At 63.4% G+C, this 18931-nt stretch carries 20 protein-coding genes; 9 read left to right on the top strand and 11 right to left on the bottom strand.

The window, feature by feature from the left end:
• The coding region (locus AAGD32_12460; protein ID MEM8875054.1) for a hypothetical protein at positions 1–199 on the top strand (199 nt) is incomplete at its 5' end.
• Between the two features lie 301 nt (positions 200–500).
• Here the strand turns inward: AAGD32_12460 and AAGD32_12465 are convergent.
• Together AAGD32_12465 and ffh are read right to left on the bottom strand one after the other, a co-directional pair.
• Positions 501–875, bottom strand: coding sequence for a hypothetical protein (locus AAGD32_12465; GenBank protein ID MEM8875055.1), 375 nt, complete (start codon positions 873–875; stop codon positions 501–503).
• 5 nt (positions 876–880) lie between these two features.
• Positions 881–2356, bottom strand: coding sequence for a signal recognition particle protein (ffh, locus tag AAGD32_12470; protein ID MEM8875056.1), 1476 nt, complete (start codon positions 2354–2356; stop codon positions 881–883).
• 91 nt (positions 2357–2447) lie between these two features.
• On the opposite strand from ffh, the gene AAGD32_12475 reads away from it, so the two are divergent.
• The 4 genes from AAGD32_12475 (at position 2448) to AAGD32_12490 (ending at position 4866) form a co-directional block, all read left to right on the top strand.
• Complete coding sequence (locus AAGD32_12475; GenBank protein MEM8875057.1) at positions 2448–2570, top strand: hypothetical protein; 123 nt, start codon at positions 2448–2450, stop codon at positions 2568–2570.
• Between the two features lie 78 nt (positions 2571–2648).
• A complete protein-coding gene (locus tag AAGD32_12480; protein MEM8875058.1) occupies positions 2649–2972 on the top strand; it encodes a hypothetical protein in 324 nt (107 codons plus the stop codon).
• Positions 2973–2992: 20 nt separating this feature from the next.
• Positions 2993–3940, top strand: a complete 948-nt coding sequence (locus AAGD32_12485) for an MBL fold metallo-hydrolase (GenBank protein MEM8875059.1) — start codon at positions 2993–2995, stop codon at positions 3938–3940.
• A gap of 44 nt (positions 3941–3984) precedes the next feature.
• Entirely contained in the window at positions 3985–4866 is an 882-nt protein-coding gene (locus AAGD32_12490; GenBank protein ID MEM8875060.1) for a fasciclin domain-containing protein, read from the top strand.
• A gap of 7 nt (positions 4867–4873) precedes the next feature.
• Here the strand turns inward: AAGD32_12490 and AAGD32_12495 are convergent, their stop codons facing one another.
• Positions 4874–5671: a class I SAM-dependent methyltransferase gene (locus AAGD32_12495; GenBank protein ID MEM8875061.1), complete on the bottom strand. Its 798-nt coding sequence runs from the start codon at positions 5669–5671 to the stop codon at positions 4874–4876.
• Positions 5672–5679: 8 nt separating this feature from the next.
• Complete coding sequence (locus tag AAGD32_12500; protein ID MEM8875062.1) at positions 5680–7269, bottom strand: aromatic amino acid lyase; 1590 nt, start codon at positions 7267–7269, stop codon at positions 5680–5682.
• Positions 7270–7427: 158 nt separating this feature from the next.
• Between AAGD32_12500 and AAGD32_12505 the strand changes: the two genes are divergently transcribed.
• Positions 7428–8654 (top strand): argininosuccinate synthase, encoded by a 1227-nt coding sequence (locus AAGD32_12505; GenBank protein MEM8875063.1) that lies wholly within the window; start codon positions 7428–7430, stop codon positions 8652–8654.
• A gap of 24 nt (positions 8655–8678) precedes the next feature.
• Here the strand turns inward: AAGD32_12505 and AAGD32_12510 are convergent, their stop codons facing one another.
• Together AAGD32_12510 and AAGD32_12515 are read right to left on the bottom strand one after the other, a co-directional pair.
• Entirely contained in the window at positions 8679–9272 is a 594-nt protein-coding gene (locus tag AAGD32_12510; protein ID MEM8875064.1) for a hypothetical protein, read from the bottom strand.
• Between the two features lie 107 nt (positions 9273–9379).
• Positions 9380–9691: a hypothetical protein gene (locus tag AAGD32_12515; protein ID MEM8875065.1), complete on the bottom strand. Its 312-nt coding sequence runs from the start codon at positions 9689–9691 to the stop codon at positions 9380–9382.
• 123 nt (positions 9692–9814) lie between these two features.
• On the opposite strand from AAGD32_12515, the gene AAGD32_12520 reads away from it, so the two are divergent.
• Positions 9815–10774, top strand: a complete 960-nt coding sequence (locus AAGD32_12520; GenBank protein MEM8875066.1) for an FAD-binding protein — start codon at positions 9815–9817, stop codon at positions 10772–10774.
• 9 nt (positions 10775–10783) lie between these two features.
• Positions 10784–12145 carry a heterodisulfide reductase-related iron-sulfur binding cluster gene (locus tag AAGD32_12525; protein MEM8875067.1) on the top strand — a complete coding sequence of 454 codons (1362 nt, stop codon included), beginning with the start codon at positions 10784–10786 and terminating at the stop codon, positions 12143–12145.
• Positions 12146–12150: 5 nt separating this feature from the next.
• On the opposite strand, the gene AAGD32_12530 is transcribed toward AAGD32_12525, so the two are convergent.
• From AAGD32_12530 to AAGD32_12550, 5 genes are all read right to left on the bottom strand, one after another.
• Positions 12151–12894 carry a type 1 glutamine amidotransferase domain-containing protein gene (locus tag AAGD32_12530; protein MEM8875068.1) on the bottom strand — a complete coding sequence of 248 codons (744 nt, stop codon included), beginning with the start codon at positions 12892–12894 and terminating at the stop codon, positions 12151–12153.
• Positions 12895–13002: 108 nt separating this feature from the next.
• Positions 13003–14073, bottom strand: a complete 1071-nt coding sequence (gene msrB, locus AAGD32_12535) for a peptide-methionine (R)-S-oxide reductase MsrB (protein MEM8875069.1) — start codon at positions 14071–14073, stop codon at positions 13003–13005.
• Positions 14074–14146: 73 nt separating this feature from the next.
• Positions 14147–15385, bottom strand: coding sequence for a bifunctional glutamate N-acetyltransferase/amino-acid acetyltransferase ArgJ (gene argJ / locus AAGD32_12540; GenBank protein MEM8875070.1), 1239 nt, complete (start codon positions 15383–15385; stop codon positions 14147–14149).
• Positions 15386–15448: 63 nt separating this feature from the next.
• On the bottom strand, positions 15449–15916 hold the full coding sequence (locus tag AAGD32_12545; protein MEM8875071.1) for a hypothetical protein: 468 nt from the start codon (positions 15914–15916) through the stop codon (positions 15449–15451).
• Positions 15913–16296: a hypothetical protein gene (locus AAGD32_12550; protein ID MEM8875072.1), complete on the bottom strand. Its 384-nt coding sequence runs from the start codon at positions 16294–16296 to the stop codon at positions 15913–15915. Before AAGD32_12550 ends, AAGD32_12545 begins: the two co-directional genes overlap by 4 nt.
• Before the next feature lie 501 nt (positions 16297–16797).
• On the opposite strand from AAGD32_12550, the gene ppk1 reads away from it, so the two are divergent.
• Positions 16798–18930, top strand: a complete 2133-nt coding sequence (gene ppk1 / locus AAGD32_12555; protein MEM8875073.1) for a polyphosphate kinase 1 — start codon at positions 16798–16800, stop codon at positions 18928–18930.
• Position 18931 lies beyond the last annotated feature (1 nt).

Genomic DNA, 18931 nt, shown 5'->3' on the forward strand with positions numbered 1-18931 from the left:
CTACGAAGTGACCGACAATCAGTCCGGCAAGACCTACGTCACCAAAGACGGCTCGTTCAAACAGAACCGCGTCACCGGCACCGCCCGGTTCGTCGATCTCAAGACCGGCGCGAACGTCGTCCTGCAGGAATACGAATGGGTGAAAATCCCCAAGGAAGAAGCCCAGGGCAAAATCGCCGCGAGCCGCACGGCGGAGTGAGCGTCGAATCGGCTGGAAACCAAGTCCCGGTTTCAACAACCCCGCAAGACCCCGAAGCCGCAGCCTGCGGCTTCCTCAACGCCAACGTTGCGCCGACCGCCCCACCCCGCGGAACCCGGCACAACGAGTGGGCACCTGCGCTCTTTGACAAGTGAATACGGCCGGGCGGGCGTGATCGAGTGAGGCCAAATGCCACCAAAGCCACAGGCTGGCAACCCGCTGGCCGAACCGACGAAAGGCCGGGCTAGCCCGGCTAGCGAGCCATCGGCTCGCGGCTCACGGAGAACCTTGCAAACTCCGCTTAGAAAAAGAGCAGACCAATGAGTTTCACGCCTGCGAATGACAAGTACGACAGCAAGAGGACCGCAACGCACAGGCGTGTCACCCAGCGGAACCATCGATGCGGCGACTGGTAGAAAAACGCGATGACCGGCCACATCGCGGTCGGAATCGAAAATGCGCAGCAACCGGCCATCATCCCGGCGTATCGAAAGATGTCAGGCTGATTGGGCCCGCCATAGTGAATATCGGGCCGGGTGATTGCGTCGTCTATCACCCCCACTGCGATGGACGCGATTACGAACGTCGCTCCGATCGACAAGACTGTCAAAAGCACTTCGACCACAACTGAAGAGTTCTCCGCATCAACAGCTTCGTACTCGAGCTGATGCGTCACCCGTTTCACCGCCGTTTCCCTTTCTTGTTCCGCTTCTTCTTCTGCATCTTCGTCCCGCGCTTGGTGCTCACCAACGGCCCGCCGGGCATGTTCAGGCCGCCCAGGCCGCCGCCCATCAGGCCTTTCATGAGCTTCATGCGGCTGCCCACGCCCATGCCGCCGACGCTGCGGATCATGCCGCGGCTCATTTCGTACTGCTTGATCATCCCGCCGACGTCCTTGACCTGTACCCCCGCACCGGCGGCGATGCGGCGGCGGCGGGGTTGATCCAGTAGCTCGGGCTTCTTCCGCTCGGCCTTGGTCATCGAGTTGTAGATCGCCTGCATCCGGCTCATCTGGCCCTCGACCGCCCCGCCGTCCATCGCGCCGCTCTTGGCCATCTCGCTCATGCCGGGGATCATGCCCATGACCTTGTTCATCGGACCCAGCTTCTGAACCTGCTGCATCTGGCTCACGAAGTCCTCGAGCGAGAAGTCGCCCTTGGCCATCTTCGCTTCGAGGCGGGCGGCTTCCTCCTCGTCGAACTTATCCTGGGCTTCCTGGACAAGGCCGAGGATGTCACCCATGCCAAGGATGCGCTGGGCCATGCCCTCGGGGCGGAACTCGTCGAGGTTTTCGAGCTTCTCGCCGGTGCCGATGAACTTGACCGGCTTGCCGGTGACGTACTTGGCCGAGAGCAGTGCACCGCCGCGCGTGTCGGAGTCGAACTTGGTGAGGATCAGCCCGTCGAGTTCGAGTTTTTCGTTGAACGCCTTGGCGGATTCGACCGCGTCCTGGCCGGTCATGGCGTCGAGGACGAGGAAGATCTGGTGCGGGCCGACGGCCTTGTTGATGTCGGACAACTCCTCCATCAGCGGCTCGTCGATGGCGAGTCGGCCGGCGGTGTCGAGGATGAGAATGTCGCGGCCCTGGGCTTTGGCTTCCTTCACCGCGGCCTTGGCTACCGACACAGCCGCGCCCTTGGCGACCTCACCGTGGGCGGCGATCTTGCTGTCGTCGGTGTACACCGGCACGCCGACCTGTTGTCCGACGACGCGGAGCTGTTCGACCGCTGCGGGGCGTTGGAGGTCGACGGCGGCAAGCATGGGCTGGTGACCCTTTTTGTTCTTAAGGAACGCCGCGAGCTTGCCGCAGGTGGTGGTTTTACCCGCGCCCTGCAGGCCGGCCATCATGATGATCGTCGGGCCGGGGCTGACGGTGTAGACCTGGGTGTCGACCGGGCCCATCAGGCCGACCAACTCGTCGTAGACGATCTTGACCATCTGCTCGGCCGGCTTGATCGACTTGAGCACTTCCTGGCCGAGCGCTTTACGAAGTGCCGCGTCGGTGAACTCCTTGACCACGTCGTAGTTGACGTCGGCTTCGAGGAGGGCCTCGCGGATGTCGCCCATCGCGTCACGGACGTTTTCATCGGAGATCTTGCCCCGGCCCGAGAGGTTGCGCAGGGTGCCGGAAAGCTTGTCGGTCAGTTGGTCGAACATGCGGGGGCATGGTACGGACCGACTTGTTATGTTGTCCGGCATGAGCCAGCCGGGGTCACCGTGAAAGAAGGCCAAGCCGAACCTCGACGCCTTGCGGGCACAGGCCGGGGTCGTCGCGACCAAGCAGCATGCACCGGTCGAACAGGCTCACGACGGCAACACGGTCACGCGGTTCGTCGTCCCCGGCGTCGTCCTCGCCGCCGCACTGATCTGACGCTTACTACAACCCGAGGGGCCCATCGGTTATGCCCTCGTCACGATCGAAGCGCTGCTCTCGGCGGGACTCGGGACGGTGCTGTTCGTGGTCGGGGCGAAGGTCGTCGATCACGAAATCGTCGACTGGGCGAGCTTGCCGTTGAAGATCGCGGCGGTCAGCACGTTCTCTCTCGCGCTGGCGTGGTTTCTCGAATCGTTCGACACCGACCCCGACGGCGTGCATGGCAAAATCTTCGCCCTGCACGCGATTTTCCTCGTCTGGTTCTTCGGCATCCTCGGGATGTTCAAGATCGATTTGCTCGACGGCACCGTCTGCACCATCGCCGCCGGGGCGGGTCAGCTCGGCATCATCACGGCCCTGAGCGCGGTGACCGATTCGCCAGTGCTGCTGTTTAATTGACCGCCCTACCGTTGGCGTCCATGTCGTCCGCCGCCTCGCATTTCGGAAAGCCGCTGGAGAAGCCGACCAAGTCGTACCTGGTGCAAAAGTTCGCCAAGCTGGCGTTCGGGCCGTACACAATCCTTGGCTACTCGGTCGCGGGCGAGGAGACGGTCATTCAAGTGCCAGAACTGAACGTGTGCTTCGACTTCGGTCGGGCACCGCAGTTCATGCTCTCGTCCGACATCGTTTGTGTGTCCCACGCCCATATGGATCACCTTGCCGGGGTGGCGTATTACCTGTCGCAGCGGCACTTCCAGGGGATGAAGAACAGCACCGTCCTCGTGCCGGACCCGATGTTCGAGGACGTCGATCGGCTCATGGCCCAGTGGCGTCGACTCGAGGGGCAGGACGTGCCGTTCGAGCTCGTCGGCATGGAACCGGGGCTGCGGTTCGACGTACGCAAGGACTTCGCGATCGAAGCCGTCCGCACCCACCACGGCCGACACTCGCTCGGCTATGTGCTCATCGAAATCCGCCAAAAGCTCAAACCCGAGTACCACGACCGCACCGGCGACGAGATCGCCCAACTCCGCACCGACGGCGTCGACGTTCACTACAAGCTCGAAGTCCCGCTCATTGCGTTCCTCGGCGACACGTCCGCAGGTACCGTCTTCGAGCACGACTTGGTCAAAAACGCCCGCATCCTGCTGACCGAATGCACGTTTTTCGACGACGAGCACCGGCGCAAAGCCAAGGCGGGCAAGCACCTGCACATGGATCAGTTCGCCGAGATCCTCCCGACGCTGAACAACGAGTCGATCGTGATCGGACACGTCAGCCGACGGACCGGGGTCGCTCGGGCCAAGCACCTGCTCCGCAAAACAATCGGCAGCGAGTCCATGGAGCGGGTTCACTTCCTCATGGACCTCGACGACGCGACCGCCGGCGGAGACATTGACGAGGGCACCGTCGCGTTCGATGATTGAGATTCAAACGTGACTGAGCGGGTCGACGCATGTATCCTAGTTCCATGAATAGGGGCCAAGCGTTCCAGGTCATTTCGGCGTTGATGTTGTTGACCGTCACCGGCCTGTTGGTCCCGACGGCTAAGGGCACTTCGGTCGATATGCGGATACCTTCGGCGGAGCGTTCCGACTCGGCGTGGCAGGCGTTGTCGGTCACCGGGGAACACCACACCTTCCTCCGTCTCCTCGCCGTCGCGGGAATGCAACGGGTGCTCGACAGCGAACACGCCGTCACCGTCTTCGCGCCAACCGATGAGGCGTTCGCCGGTTTCGGCGATGACCGGCTGGCCGAGTTGCTCGATGAGCCGGGACACGCGGAGTTGCGGCGATTGCTCGGCGGGCACATCGTTTGGGGTGTCTTCGACACGACCAAGGTCACCGGGCTCTCACTCCGTCCGAACGTGGGCGGGTTCACGCTTCGGCTCACGCCGGACGAATCGGGCGATGCACTGCTGTTGGCCAACGACGTGGCGGTGCGGCCGCTGGAACGTGCATCCGCGCACGGCTCGGTCTTCCTCACTGATCAACTCATCACGCCGCCGCCAATGACTGCGGCCGTAGCCCCGACGCCGCATGCCCCGGACTGCCACGGCAACCCGCATCAAAGCGGTGGCGGCGAACTCGCCCTCGGCGGCGGAGCCAGCTCATCCGACGGCGAGTCTTCTTCGGGTGAAAAGTCCGATCGCGGCGGGGCCGGGGCCAACAACGGCGAGACGACTGCGACAAGTGAAAGCCAACGGACAAAGGTCGTCGGCAACTCGGTACTAGGTGGCAGCGCTCGCGGCGGTGGCAGCGGTAGTTTAAACAGCCCCGGCGGTGGGTCTGGTGGAAGCTCGGAACCGCGCTCCAACGGCAGGCCGGGTGGCGGCGGTTGCAGTTGCCAGTAATCCTACATCACCCTTGGCGCGTCGCGAGGTTGACGTAATAGGACTCAAGAATCAGGTCGCCTGGCTCACACTGCGCGAACTGTGCCTGGGCGTCCATCCATTTGGGGTCGTTGTCATCGAGGCCGAGGAACTTCGCTCCCGGCCCTAGGTAGACGCCGCTGAGGTTCTTCGCCGCCGCTCGGTAGCCATCGGGATCGGTGCCGACGGAAATCTTGGGATAGAGAAACGTGTCGATTTTCCCGAACCCGGCTTCCTGGGCGGCGTTGTTGACCTTGCGGCCGACGAACGGGTCCGGGCCTTGGCGTTGCATCGCCGTTTCCCAAAGCGCGATCGCCGACTCGATGGCCGGCTTGGGCGGATAAAACGTGAGCGTTTTGCCGTCAGGTTCGAACGAGTACAACACGCCGCCGGGCTTGAGCACGCGATACGCCTCGGCCACCGCAGCCCGAAAGTCCCGGCCAATGGCCCAGAATACGAGATTTGCAAACACGAAATCGAAGCTCTCGTCGGCCAGCGACATCGCCGTGGCGTCCATGACCTCGAAGCGTTCGCCGGGAAACTTCGCCTTCGCATCGGCGATCGCCTGGTCTCCGAAGTCGATGCCGGTGTAGTCGATGCCCGGCTCGATCGACCGCAACAACGGCACGTTCGAGCCGATCCCACAACCAAGGTCAAGCACGGCACGTCGACCGGCGAGTACCTCGCGAAGGCCGGGCCGGTCGTGGATTCGCGACTGGAGGTCGAGCCGGCCCTGCTCGGCTTCGGGGTGGCCCAACGGATAGAGGTCTTCGACGTTCGCGGCCATGGAGCTTCCTAGTTCGGTGGTTCCGACGCGTACCGCCGGTAGTGGTCGTTGTGCTGGCCCGACGGATGCTCGACATGTTCGCCGGCGAAGTGGTCGGGCAGATCGCCCAGCAACGCGCTCTCCAGATCACGTTGCTGGCCGTCGACGACGCCGGCAAAACGGTCACGCAACAGGTGCAGGCTCGAACCGAGATGGCTGACGGCTTCCTTGGTGTCGATCAGGGGCGCGACCTCCCGAATCGCGTCATGCAGCGCACTCAGCTTGGGCGGAGCCGGCCGATCAGTGAGCAGCAGCGCCTGGCTCGCCGCGATGGCCAGCGTCGCCATGGACGCATCGAACGCCTCGCTGGCTTCGAGGTAGCGCTCGTATGACGTGAACGTGAACGACGCCACGTCTGCCTGCCCGCCGTGAGGATCTTCCAGACCGAGCGACAACACGGACGGGCGGGCATTGTCCTTGGCCCGCTCGGCGTGGCTGTTCTGGATCCAGGCCAGGTACTCCATCCCGATGATCCCCGAACCTGGCGGGATCAACAGCGGCGGCAACCCGAACGCCTGACCGTCGAGCAGCCGCGCGATCTGTTTCGACGCGAGCGAACACAAGTCGGCCAGCGACGCGTTCACACCGTCGATCGCCCGGCTGGCCTGATGATTGTGAAAGCCGCCCGACGAAATGAACTGCCCGTCCGGATTCTTGTCGTTGGGCGGGAGGAAGATCGGATTGTCGGCCACCGTTTGCATCGACGTGGTCGCCACGCATTCCGAACGCCCCACCGCATGGACGGCCGACGCGAGAATGTTGGGCAGCACACGAAAACTCACCGGCGCCTGCCCAGGCCGCGACGTGAAGTTCGCGGGGTTCGGCGGCACCCCGTCGAGCAGTTCGTTGATCATCCGGATCGCGGTGCGTAAGTCGCCGTCTTCGATGACCTCCAGCAACGCGTCGCTGTAGTGATCGAGACACGCGTTGGCCCCCTCGATCGCCATTACGAAGACACGCACCGCGAGGATCAACCGCCGGCGTGCCGTGAGCGCGACGTCGGTCACCATCCCCACGGCGAACGGCGCCCCGTTGATCAACGCCATCGCCTCACCCGGAGCAAGCTCACAGCCCGACATCGGGCTCAGCAGAAAGCTCAACGGCAACACTTCACCGGGTCCGTTGGCACTGTCGAACGGAACGCAGGCGTCGCCATGCTCGAGCAGGCCGACGACTTTCTCGACCGTCTCGGCACGGATCTTGCCGTAACCATCGAGGTAGTTGGACAGGCGGGCCATCACCGCAATACGGGACACGTGATGCGACAAACACCGGCCGCCGGTGCCGACCCGTGAGGGCAGGTAGTCAATCAGTCGAAGCCCCTGGTCGTTCTGGGCCTCGGGGTTGAGGATGCTGTGGGCACGCGAGCCGGGGCCGGTGGTGATGCCGTAGATGTACCGGCAACGATCGGAGTCGAGGATCTGCTCGAAGATGCGCCGCCCCTTCTCGATCTTGTCGATCGCGTCGGTGGAGAGTTGGATCCCGTGGTTGAGATAGCCGACCTTCCAGGCGCTGGCCAGATCGATATCGAATCTCGATGAAAGGGTGACGTCCGCCATGGTGACTCTGCCAAGCCCGAGCGACGGACCGTTCAATGACACATCGTGGTACGAGTTCAACCCGTAAACAACCGCCATTTGGGCCAGACGCGACTAACCCTTTCAACGCCGCACGCGTCCGATCGGCGGGAAGCCGTGCACGTCCTATCGTGTCGGCCATGTCCGACGCAACGACCGCGCCCAAGAAAATCGTGCTGGCTTACTCCGGCGGCCTCGACACGTCCGTCATCCTGCCCTGGCTCAAGAACCGCTACCCCGGCGTGCAGTGCGTCGCCTTTGCCTGTGAACTCGGCCAAGGTTCGGAACTGGAAGGCGTCGAGAAGAAGGCCCGCGAGTCCGGGGCCGACGACGTGATCGTCGCCGACCTGCGCAAGGAGTTCGCCGAGGATTACTGCTTCGCGATGCTGCGAGCCCATGCGACGTATGAGCGAGACTACTTGCTGGGCACGTCGATCGCCCGGCCGTTGATCGCCAAGGCGCAGGTCGAAGCGGCCCGGCAGTGCGGTGCCGACGCTGTCGCCCACGGCGCGACCGGCAAAGGCAACGACCAGGTCCGCTTCGAGCTGACCTACATGGCCCTCGCGCCGGACCTGCAGATCATCGCGCCGTGGAAGATGCCGGACTTCGAACTTCGCGACCGGGAGGCCGCCATCGACTACGCCAAGGAGCACGGCGTTCCGGTCACGTCGTCCCGCGAAAAAATCTACTCGCAAGACCGCAACCTCTGGCACATCAGCCACGAGGGTGCGGAGATCGAAGACCCCGCGAGCGAGCCGAACTGGGAAGCGTGCCTCACGATGACGCAGCCGATCAGCGCTTCGCCGGACGAGCCGGAGCATGTCAAGATCAGCTTCGAGCACGGCAACCCCGTCGCGGTCAACGGCGAGAAACTCGCCGGCGACACGCTCATTGAGAAACTCAACGAACTCGCCGGCAAGCATGGCGTCGGCGTCAAACTGCTCGTCGAAAACCGCCTCGTCGGCATGAAATCCCGCGGCGTCTACGAGACACCCGGCGGCACCGCCCTCTACCGCGCTCACAACGCCTTGGAACAACTCGTCCTCGAGCGCGACCTGTTCCACGCCAAGGAAAAGCTCGCCCTCGACTACGCCCGGCTCGTCTACAACGGCCAGTGGTTCCACCCCCTCCGCGATGCCTTGCAGGCGTTCATGGATAAGTCCAACGAACTATGCACGGGCGACGTGACGCTCAGCTTCTACAAAGGTACCTGCGACGCCATCGCCGTCGAATCGCCGCACAGCCTGTACGACCCGGAGCTCGCCAGCTTCAGCATGGACGGCTACGACGTCACCGCCGCCCGCGGCTTCATCGACTGCTTCGGACTCCCCATGAAAGTCGCCGGCATCAGGGACCGGCGGGGATAGTGCGCCACCACCAACCAATCACCTCTAAGGTGTTTCGAGAAAATCCGGCCTCAGCGAATCGTCACGAGTAACAGTGTAACTTCCAATTTGCGCCGAACCCAAGTTTTTAAGGTCACCGCAAAATCGGCCGCCGAGAATGTGGCCCAGCCGTCCAGCAGCCCACCCGGCACTGTTCTTACGTCCTGACAGATAATCCAAAAAACCGGTCTTTACATTACCTTTTTCACGGCGAATGATCTCAATCATTACGCCTTCCGGATGCTCTTTAACTGATACGTCAGTCCGGCTTGGGCTACTTGGATCACTTTCGTTTTCCATCCAAAAGTACTCGATAAACGAAAAATCCGCATGCGGTTTCCACGATATGATTTTGGCGTAAAGCGGTGTTTGGTGGGATGTAGTCGTCCTAAAGACATCACCCACCCCCGCCGATAGAGCCCCGCTGACCGCTCGAACCTTTTCGTCAAACCGGTACCCACCATAGACCAATGAGACCGCCCCAACATTTGCCCTATCCCTTAGATCGAACATAGTGGCGAAGGATTCCCACACTTGTTCTATATTCTCACCCTTACGCAAGCTTAAGGCTTTTCCTGCAGAGTAGACTTTGGCAGACACTTCAATCTCCCAAATGAGTAACAGCGAGCTGCGGCCCGAATATTCTACGACCAAGCATTTCCAAAATCATCGTGAAACCACCCGAATAAATCCCAAAGGGCCTTCTCTTACCCCATCACCGACATTGCGGCCATGATGAACATCAGGGCGATCACCACCGCCGCGACGACGTAGCCGAGTTTGACCATCGGCGGTGTGTAGTCGAAGTCGGGGCGCTCGCGACTCACGCGGGTCACCGACGCCGGCGTGGTCGGCGGGTCGGGGAGTTCCGACCCGGGTACCGACGCGGGCGGGCGGGGGTCGTTCTGACCGGAGATGGGTGGCGTCGGGATAGGGTCGGGGGCGGACATGTCGGGGGGAGCCGCAGTCAGATTGGGCGGAGCCGGCTCGGGCTGCGGCTTGTCGATTGTCGGGGCCATGGTGACTTTCTTTCCAACATCCCTGACGCCGCACCGCACGCCAAGTTACGCCGGCAGATTACCGGCACAAGTTACGATGTTCCTTGGGCGTGACAATCGCCGCCCATGTGCCACCATGATGATGTGGCCCACGCCCTTGCGCCTACCCGAGAACCACGCACACCGCTGACCGAGCCGGGGACGCTGGTCCATTTCGCCAGCGACATGTATGCCACGTTCGCGGCCGATGTCACCCTAGAGGCCGCCAACGCGGAACTGGCCAGGGGCGGGCAGTGGCTGCCGATCGACGGCGACCCCGCATTGACGTTGGGCGAACTGCTGTTGACCGACTCGACCGGGCCGTTGCGGCTCGGTTACGGGGCGTGGCGCGACCTGTTGTTGGGCCTGCAATTCTCCAACGGCCGCGGCGAACTGATCAGCGCAGGCGGCATGACCGTCAAAAACGTCGCGGGCTACGACCTCACCAAATTTCTCGTCGGCTCGGCCGGCTGCTTCGGTACGCCGGTGACGCTCACAACCCGCACCCACCGTCTGCCCGACGGCGCGCTCATCGCCGACCTCGAAAAAGGCGACGACGCGTTCGTCCACGGGATCATCCAGACCGACCTCCGGCCGCAATGGATCATCGCGCACACCAACGGCCTCACGCTCGGCTACATCGGCAAGCGACGTCAGCTCGCGTTCTGGGAAGCCGAACTCCGCGACGGCATGGACGGGCCGGCGATCGACCGCATCCGCGGCATCGGGCTCGACCGGGCCGACGAACTGCGCAGGCAACTCTGGCCCGCCCCGCCCGTCGGCAATCTGCGCGTCGCCCTGCCACCGGCGTCGGCGGTTGCGGCGCTTCGATCTTCGGACGCGCCGACGTGGGCGGTCGACCCGGTTCACGGAATTGCCGTGGCCAATGCCGATGATCCGAACGCCCTTGCCGACAAGTTGGCCAGCCACGGCGGCAACGCGGTTGTGTACACCGACGGCAAGCCTACCCGCTGGGACGTGGCCGAGAATGTCCGCCCGCTGCTCGCCCGGCTCAAGCACCGCTTCGACCCCGACGACACACTGCCGCCCCTTCCGATCTCGTAAGCTCACCTCGTGGACCAACGCAGTACCCACAACCCGATCAAGCTCGACGACGGCGCCGTCGCCGCCGGGGAGGCGTGCGTGCATTGCGGGCTTTGCCTGCCGGCCTGTCCGACGTACACCGAAACGTTCGACGAGGCCGACTCGCCGCGTGGGCGGATCATGCTCATGCTCGGGCTCAACCGCGGCGATGTGACCTACGACGATTCGGTCAAGGGTCACCTCGACGGCTGCCTGAACTGCCGAGCGTGCGAGACGGCTTGCCCCTCGGGCGTCGTCTACCACCAGCTACTCGAAAACACGCGTGACAAACTGCACGAGAGCGGCGTCGATCCGACCGTCGGTGGCGGCGGGCTCACACGTTGGTTCTTCCTCAATGTCCTCACGAAACCGACCCGGCTCAAGCTCGCGCTGTTGCCGGCGCGGGTGTTGCAAAAGCTCAAGCTTTACGGGTTGGTGCGTGGTCTCGGTTTGCCCCGGCTGCTGCCGCGATCGTTTCGCAAGATGGAGGCCATGCTCGGTCCCGGTGAGGCTTGGCCCAAACCGTTGCCGGAGCGTTCGCGGTCGGGGGGCGTGAGCAACCTCATCGGCGCGCTCGCGCCGGGCAGCGTCGGTAAGCCGCCCCCGCAGCCGAAGGTCGGCTTCCTGCCCGGTTGCATCGGCTCGGTCATGTTCAACGACGTCAACCGCAAAGCGGTCGAGTTGCTCGCCGCGGCGGGGGCCGACGTCTTGGTGCCCAAGGCGCAGACCTGCTGTGGTGCGATCCACCACCACGCGGCCGAAACCGACGATGCGAAACGGATGGCCCGCCAAAACATCGACGCGTTCGAAAAAGACCGACCGGAGATGATCGCGACGACCATTGCCGGCTGCGGGGCGATGCTCCACGACTACGCCAACCTACTCTCGGACGACCCGGCGTATGCCGAGAAGGCCAGGCAGTTCGCGGCGACCGTGCGCGATGTCACGCAGGTGCTCACCGACCTGGGCATGCCGGAAATGAAGCACGAGGTCCGACGCACCGTGACGTACCACGACGCGTGTCACCTGTGCCACGCGCAGAAGGTAACGGCCGAACCGCGGACTTTGCTCGCGGAGGTGCCAGGACTGACCTTGGTGCCGCTGACCGAAAGCGAGATCTGTTGCGGAGCGGCGGGCACCTACAACCTGACGCAACCGGGCATGGCCGAGCGACTGGCACACCGCAAGCTCAATCACATCGCCGAAACTAAAGCCGACATCGCCGCGATGGGCAATGTCGGCTGTGCGACACACCTACGCGCGACCGCAGCCCAACGCGGCGACACGTTGGAAATCGTCCATCCGGTCGATCTCCTTCACGAGGCGGTCTTCGGCCCCGATGGCGATCGGTAGGCGGTTCATTCGCTGAGCGCTTCGACGACCAGCTTCGCCGCAGCTTCGGCGCTGGCCGGGTTCTGGCCGGTCACGAGGCGACCATCGCGGACGGCGTTGGCCTCGAAGTTGTCGGCCGGGACAAACGTCGCCCCACGCTCTTCCAGGATGGTCTCCAACAGGAACGGCATCGCATCGGTCAGCTCGACCGCGTCTTCCTCGGCGTTGGTGAACGCGGTGACGCGCTTGCCGGCAACGAGGTAGCCGCCGCCGACCTTGACGTTGACCAACGCGGCCGGGCCGTGACACACCGCGGCAACGACGCCGCCCTGCTCGTAGACCGCAGCCGTCACGGCAAGGACGGCCGGATGGTCGGGCAGGTCGAACATGGTGCCGTGTCCGCCGGCGTAAAAGATCGCATCGGTGTCGGCGAGATCGACGTCGGTCAGCGCCACGGTCATCACCGATTCACCCTGCACCTCTTGATCTTTCAGGAACGCCGCGTTGGCGGCATCGTCGGTATCGAGGCTTTTGGGGTCGATCGGTGCGAGCCCGCCCTCGGGGCTGGCGATGATCACGTCATAGCCAGCCTCGATGAAAACCTGCCAGGGGTGCGCCGCTTCGGACAGGAAAAACCCGGTCGGTTGGCCCGTGTCACCGAGCTCGGCGTGGTTGGTCAAGACGATCACGACATCGGGCGCGTCGTCCGTGGTGGCCTGGGCCGGCTGGGTGGCGGGCGCTGCAAACAGTGCGAGGAGTAGTGCGAACATGAGCGGAAGTGTGAGGGTTGAACGCTCGGGTGTGAAGTGACAAAACCAAGACGGCGGAAGCGTGAACAAACACATCACGCTTCCGCCATCGGATGGGGACAAAACAACTTATCCGGCCGGCTTGAAGTCCAGCGCGATACCGTTGATGCAGTAACGCAGACCGGTCGGACGGGGGCCGTCGTTGAAGACATGGCCTTGGTGGCCGCCGCAGCCGGCACACTCGACCTCGGTGCGAATCATGCCGAACTTACGATCTTCCTTCTCGGCGATGACGTTGGGCGCGACCGGCTCGTAGAAGCTGGGCCAACCGGTGCCACTGTCGTACTTCGCCTCAGAGGAAAACAGCGCCATCTCACAGCCGGCACAGTGGTACATGCCGTCACGCTTCTCATCATTGAGCGGGCTGGTGAACGGACGCTCGGTGCCGTCCTGGCGGAGGATGTAGAACTCCTCGCTGGTGAGCAGTTCGCGCCACTCGTCTTCGGAACGCTCGATCTTGGACATCGGCTCGCCGATGAGGTAGCCGAAGGCCTTGTTGAGCTTCACGACCTTCGGGTTCGACCAACGGACGATGTAGGGATGGTTCGGGTTTCGAGCCGCGAAGTCCTGGTGATACTCCTCGGCGGGAAAGAACTCGATCAACTCTTCAAGGCCCGTCTGAATCGGTCCGTCGAAAACACCGGCCGCGTTGAGCTGCTCGATGTACGCACCGGCGACACGCTTCTCATCGGCATCGGCGTAGAAAACAGCGGGCCGATAGTGCGGGCCGTAATCGGGGCGTTGGCCGTTGCCTTCCATCGGGTTGTGCAGCGTGAAGAACACGTGCAGCAAGTCCCCGTAGGTGATCGCCGACGGGTCATAGGTGACCTTCACGACCTCGACATGCTCGGTCCTGCCGGCCGAGACGGCGTTGTAATTGGCGTCACCGGCACTGCCGCCGGCGTAGCCGGACACGACATCCGTCACGCCACGCAACGGCTCGAAGTACGCCTCGACGCACCAAAAACACCCGCCGGCAAACACGGCCTCGGCCGTATCGCCCTGCTCCTCGAGGTTTGTCTCGGGCGCGGGCAGGCGCTTCACATCGGCACTGGCGCGAGCCTGACCGATGGTCGCCGAATACACGAACAAGCCGACTGCGGCGAGGACGACGGCTCCGAATAACAACTGGCTCTTCATACGATTAACGCTCCGTTTCGCTCGGGTCACCGCGATCCCGTGGACTTAGGAGCCACGGTGCCGAGCGACCGGTTCAGGTCGAGTACTCGGCGTTGATCGTGATGTAGTCTTTACTTAGGTCACAGGTCCACACGGTGGCGGCCCCTTCTTCCTGGCCGCAAGCGAGGTTGAGCGCCACTTCCTTGGCGTTCATGGCCTTGCTCACCACCTTGGGGTCGAACGGCTTGGGCTTGCCTTTCGCGTAGACCGTTGTTTTTACGATCTTCAAAGTCGCCAGGTTCGGATCAAACTCCCCGCCACTGGCACCGGCGGCCGCGATGATCCGTCCCCAATTCGGGTCATTGCCGTGGAGGGCGGTCTTAACGAGCAGGCTGTCGGCGATGCCTCGGGCGATCTTCTCGGCCGCCTCGTCGCTGATCGCTCCGGTGACATTGACCGTTACCAACTTCGATGCTCCTTCGCCATCGGACGCAATTTTCCGGGCAAGTTCCGTGCAGACTTTCTCCAGCCCGGTCCGGAACTTACGCGTCGCTTCCACGTCGTTGATCTTCGCACCCGACGCGCCATTGGCGACGAGCACCGCGGTGTCGTTGGTGGATGTATCCCGGTCGACGGTGACGCGATTGAACGTCTCTTCCGTGGCGTCGCGCCAAAGCTTGCGCAGGGCGGCGGCGGGCATCTCGGCGTCGGTGAGGATGTACGCCAGCATCGTCGCGTGCTTGGGCCGGGCCGCCCGCATGACTTCCATGTGCGGCGCGATCATCCCGCTGCCCTTGGCGATGCCAAGGATCTTGACGGGCTGACCGCCGATGCTCACGGACACGGCGGACACCTTGGTCGTGGTGTCGGTCGTGAGGATGGCTTTGGCGAAGTTCTCGACATCGCCGATGCCGTCGCCGAGGGCATCGACGGCCTTACCGATGCCGGACTCGAGCTTTTTCATCGGCAAGGGGTGTCCGATGATGCCGGTGCTGGCGGGCATGACCTCGCCGACGGCACAGCCGACTTTCTTCGCCAACAGCTTCTGCGACGCAATCACATCCCGCTCGCCCTGCTTGCCGGTGCAAGCGTTGGCGTTGCCGGAGTTCACGAGCATGGCCCGCACGGTCCCGCCGCCGACGAGATCCTTGGCGAAGACCACCGGGGCCGCGACGACGGTGTTCTGCGTGAACGCACCGGAGATCGCGGCGGGCTTATCGCTGACGATCAGGCCGACGTCGAGCTCACCGGCTTTCTTCTTAATCCCGGCGGCAACGCCGGCGAACTGGTACCCACCGGGGATCAACGTGGATTTGAGCTTCGTATCAGGCACGCCGCGAGCATACATATTTTTGCAGGAAACACCGCATGGGGCGTCTGGCGGCCCGGCCAAACGCTACAGGCGGAGCTTGACGACCATGTACTGCTGGCCCTCGTCCGGCAGTGCCTCCTCGAACATCTCCGCGTACCAGCTTGCACGCCAGGCAAACAGCTTTTCCCGCTTGGCAGGATCGTCGGGCAGCTCGAATATCACCTTCATGCTCATGCCGCCGCCGAAGCTGTACACGGTTTTCGCCCCCATGTTGTACCACTGATCGATCCGATGCTCGGCCTGGTAGTCGGTCATGCCGCTGAGCATCGTCCGCTTGCTACCGGTCAGCCATTCACGTGCTTCGACCGTGGTGTACGAGTCTATATGTTCACGCGCGGCACGATCCTTGGGGTGGAGTTTGGAGAGATCCTCGCCGCCCATGAAAGTCTTGATGCCCACGAACCCGCCGATGAAGACCACGACGACGACGGCGAGCAGACCGAGCTTTTTGAGCAGCGCGGCCGCCTCGCCTTGGCTGTCACCGGTCGTCACGGGACGGCGTGGGGGCGGTGCCGCCGTCGCGCCCAGACCCCCAGACCCGTCGGCGCGGCCGACGGCTGCGGGGTAGGAACTGCCCCGACCTTCTTGCCGGTCCGAAAGTCCAACCCACAGGCGGTGCAGATCACCGCGTCGGTCGCGACTTCGCTCTGGCACCCACCACAGTGGCGTACCTTCCCACCGACGGCCGGCAGATCGTCTTCGTCATCGTCGGCGAAGTCGTACATGCCCGCGTCATCGTCAAAGTCGTCCACCTCGCGTTCCGGCGGAACGGTGGGCACGAGCATGACGGTTCCGCAACTGCACTTGGCTTTTTTGCCGGCGATGGCATCGTTCCATGGCCACTGCTTGCCGCAGTCGTCACACTGAAACATCGGGCCGGATTCTTCGGTGACGTTTGGTGTAGTCATGTGAATCGCGTCGGCGGACCGTGACGGGTGAGAGGCGCCACGGGAAACGCGGCGAGATAACGAATTTGCCAAGGCCTGGTCAACGAAACGTGGCCGAACGAATGCTGCGTTGTCGCAGCACTTTCGACGGTCCTACACTTCCCGACCGCCACGCCATGGCTTGTGCCTTGGTGTCGGCCCGTTTGAGTCCACAAGCCGAACTATTTGGAGATTGACGCATGCCCAAGCCCCGACGTCGCCGCAAGGTTGGAAGTAAGAAGCGCAAAGCCCGGCGCGATCGCCGCAAGAAGTAACGCAGGGCTTGCCCGTCGTTAACTCGGAAGCCATCGCCATGCGACACCGCGATTCCTCGAACCGGCCAATCGGCGGTGACAGGAAAATGGTGTCGCCTGGCGATGTGTTTGTTTGGCCCCACGAATTGCCAGCCGTTAACATTTCCCCGCCGATCTTGGGGTATGCTTTTGCATGGAAAGCGCGGGTTCGGACAACGTGCAGGCCGTCGATCAACCACGCCTGCTAAATCGGGAACTGTCCTGGCTGGACTTCAACACCCGCGTGCTGGAACTGGCCGGCGATCCGACCAAACCGGTGCTCGAGCGGGTGAGTTTCCTTGCGATCTTCGCGAGCAACCTCGACGAGTTTTTCATGAAACGCGTCGGCGGCCTCCAGCGGCAGCTCGCTGCCAAGCAGGCCAAGCTCAGCCCGGACGGTCTCACCGCCCGTGAACAGCTCGATGCCATCCACGCCAAGATCCGCCCACTGCTCCGGCAAGCGAACGAGTGCTGGTTCGAAGACCTCCACCCGGCGCTGAAGAAACAAGGCGTGAGCGTCCGCCGCTACGCCGACCTGACACCGAGCCAACGGGCTGAGGCGGACGCGTTTTTCGCCAAGCAGGTTTTCCCGATTCTCACGCCGCTGGCCGTGGACATCGGACACCCGTTTCCGTTCATCAGCAACCTGAGCAAGAGCATGGGCGTGATGCTCAAGGGCCCCGACGGCACGCCCAGCTTCGTGCGGGTCAAGCTGCCAGAGAACCTGCCGCGCTGGGTGCCGGTCACGCCCAACCCGGAAGCCAGCGATGTCGACGGCGAACTCGCGCTACGCCGCACCTTCGTCCCGCTGGAAGGCGTCATCGGCGCGAACCTCGAACAGCTCTTTCACGGGATGACCGTGGTCGAGCACCATCTCTTCCGCGTCACCCGCAATGCCGATGTCGAGATGGACGAGGAAGACGCCGACGACTTGCTGGCGATGGTCGAGCAGGAACTCCGCAAGCGACGCATGGCCGGCGTTGTCCGGCTCGAACTGCCCATGGCGATGGACCCCGCCATGCGGAAGATGATCGTCGACGGGCTCGGCACGGCCGAGGAAGACATCTACACCCTGCCCGGCCCGATCGACATGGACGACCTGTTCCAACTGATCGACATCGACCGTCCGGACTTGAAGTTCGACCCGTGGACACCGACGACGCCGCCGAGGTTTGCGGACGAGGATGCCAACATCTTCGACGTCATCAGCCGTGGCGACGTGTTGGTACACCACCCTTACGAAGACTTCGCCGACAGCGTCGAGCGGTTCATCCTCGAAGCCGCCGACGATCCGTCGGTGCTGGCGATCAAGATGACGCTGTACCGCACGAGCCGAGGCAGCAACTTCGTGCCGGCCCTGATTCGTGCCGCCGAACAGGGCAAGCAGGTCGCGGTGCTCGTCGAGATCAAGGCACGCTTCGACGAGGAGCGGAACGTGCAGATCGCCCAAGCCCTGGAGAAGGCCGGCGTGCATGTCGTCTACGGCTTCGTCGGGCTCAAGACCCACACCAAAACCGCCATGGTCGTCCGCGAGGAATCCGGCGGCCCAAAGGTCTACGCCCACATCGGCACCGGCAACTACAACGCCCGCACCGCCGAGCTCTACACCGACCTGGGCCTGTTCACCGCCGACCCGGACATCTGCACCGACATCACCAACCTCTTCCACCACCTCACCGGTCGATCGCTCAAACGCGACTACGCCAAGCTGCTCATCGCGCCGGTGAACATGCGCGACCGGTTCGTCGAGTTGATCCGCTTCGAAGCCGAGCAGGCCAAGGCTGGCAAGCCCGGACGGATTCGGGCCAAGATGAACCAACTCCAGGACAAGGGGCTCATCAAGGAGCTCTATGCCGCGAGCCGGGCCGGTGTGAAGATCGACCTGATCGTCCGCGGCTTCTGCTGCCTCCGCCCCGGCGTTCCCGGGCTCAGCGATAACATCCGCGTAAAATCCATCCTCGGCCGGTTCCTCGAACACAGCCGCGTCTACCACTTCCACCACGCCGGCGACCAGCAGTACTTCATTGGCAGCGCCGACTGGATGAGCCGAAACCTCGACTGGCGGGTCGAAGCGATCACGCCGGTCGAAAGCACGCTACTCCAGGCCCGGCTCGATGAACTGCTCAGCCAGCAAATCGCCGACGAACACCATAGTTGGAACCTTGCCGCCGACGGCACCTGGTCACGCAACAGCACGCCTGAACAACGTGCGGCGGCTCAGGACTCCCAGCAGATCGCGATGGCCCAGCAGCTCGAGCGGGTCAAGGAAGCGGCATTGAGCTGTTGAG

It is taken from the genome of Planctomycetota bacterium, from assembly GCA_039182125.1.
Lineage (GTDB): Bacteria > Planctomycetota > Phycisphaerae > Tepidisphaerales > Tepidisphaeraceae > JBCDCH01.